The following is a 1,822-nucleotide window of genomic DNA, read 5'->3' on the forward strand; positions in this document are numbered from 1 at the left end:
TTAAAGTTAAAAAAGTAACTTTCGTTAACATAGACTTTACCCGTTTTACGGTTAAATATAATGGGGCTACCACGGCGGGAGAAAGCATTTTGGTAGAATTCAGGAATAGATAGATATAAAGCGACACAACAAGTAATAAAACCAATTATCCCCATTATTGTTAGTTTGTCACCAATTTCAGAATCATTGAACCAAAAAATCATTATAAAAGAACCAACTGTTAATATACTTCCCAAAATAGTAGCAACAAAATAAAGGCAGGTATAAAAAATCTGATCATTATGATCCTGACGAATAAAGGCACAATAGTTATTATTGGCATAGCTTAAGCGATCGTCATGCAGGAGCACTAAACGTGGGCCTTTATCTAGATCACCAAACCAACCAAAAATTTGTGGACGGTATTTTGATGGCATTTTATTCTCCTTTTATTTATTCTTCCTGCTTCGGTTAATGATGAGTGGAATTTCGCCATCATCTTGTGCATTAGGGCAGAATTAGATTGCTATACCACTTTGCCCATGCTTGCCAAACTGCAACGGCTTTTGGGCTATTGCGTTATATTGTGCCGTTGTTTAATTTCGGCGAGCTCTTCTTGCGATGTGGCATTAAACGCTTCTACCATCCATTCGGGCCAGCCTTGTCCTTTAATAATTTGGTCTTTAAATTGGGTTTCTTGTTCCCATTTGTATTTGCCATCGTTTAGGCCAGCTAATTTGTTCGCGCACATAAAGTTATTGACCCAACCCCAAACCAGATAACTACCTATGCCACCACGTAATGGGTCTAACAATATATGGTCGATTGTTTTATGGCTATGGGGCTTGCATACCATTAAAATAGTGGTGTTGAGTGAAGAGCGTGAAAAGTTATGCACCACCACCCCTTGTAAATGGGCCCAGTCATATTCTTTTATGCGTTTTTTATTAGGATGCAAAAAGGTTAGCGGATTACGTAACACTTTAAAATTAAAAAAATAGCTTTCATTGATATACACTTTACCTGTTTTGCGGTTAAAAATAATGGGGCTTCCTCGGCGTGTAAAAAGGTTTTGATAAAATTCCGGAATCATTAAATATTCGAGAATAATATAACAAAATAAACCAGGAGTTAAAAGATAGACAAGTGTATCACTATTGCACGTTATAATAGAATATATCAAAGATGGAATTAAAAAGATCCCCGAAATTGAGAAAAAAAAACCCATACATAAATAGAGTAACTGATCAGATTTTGTTTTACGAATAAAAGCACAGTAGTTATCATTGGCATAGAGCAAGCGATCATCGGCATCGGTTAGAGAGTTGCCGCCTTTTACTAAATCGCCTATCCAACCAAAAATTTGGGGTTGATATTGTGATGGCATTGTTCTGCTCCTTATTTTAAATTTTATTGTTTTTAGTCACAATTAATGGCACGCCTTCACGGTTATTGTAAAGTCGGCGGTGTTATCCTTTCCCGCCTTAAGCTATTGAAATTTATTGTTTTATATGATACCGTTGTTTAATTTCAGCGAGCTCTTCTTGCGATGTGGCATTAAATGCTTCTACCATCCATTCTGGCCAGCCTTGTCCTTTAATAATTTTGTCTTTAAATTGGGTTTCTTGTTCCCATTTGTATTTGCCGTCGTTTAGGCCGGCTAATTTGTTCGCGCACATAAAGTTATTGACCCAACCCCAAACCAGATAACTACCTATGCCGACACGTAATGGGTCTAATAATATATGGTCGATTGTTTTATGGCTATGGGGCTTGCATACCATTAAAATAGTGGTGTTGAGTGAGTAGCGTGAAAAGTTATGCACCACCACCCCTTGTAAAT

General features: G+C 37.1%; 3 protein-coding genes. All 3 read right to left on the minus strand.

The features are described from left to right. The coding region (locus A9G47_RS06230) for a DUF6708 domain-containing protein (protein WP_176700666.1) at positions 1 to 416 on the minus strand (416 nt) is incomplete at its 3' end. A gap of 134 nt (positions 417 to 550) precedes the next feature. After that, positions 551 to 1,366: a DUF6708 domain-containing protein gene (locus tag A9G47_RS06235; protein WP_065642444.1), complete on the minus strand. Its 816-nt coding sequence runs from the start codon at positions 1,364 to 1,366 to the stop codon at positions 551 to 553. Between the two features lie 112 nt (positions 1,367 to 1,478). Next, positions 1,479 to 1,822: hypothetical protein (locus A9G47_RS06240; protein ID WP_218057441.1), on the minus strand; the 344-nt coding region annotated here is incomplete at its 5' end.

The organism is Gilliamella sp. WF3-4, from assembly GCF_001690275.1.
Classification (GTDB): Bacteria; Pseudomonadota; Gammaproteobacteria; order Enterobacterales; family Orbaceae; genus Gilliamella; species Gilliamella apicola_C.

Excerpts from the sequence above, each read along its gene's own strand:
- A9G47_RS06235 (WP_065642444.1), bottom strand. The coding sequence starts at position 1,366 with ATGCCATCACAATATCAACCCCAAATTTTTGGTTGGATAGGCGATTTA.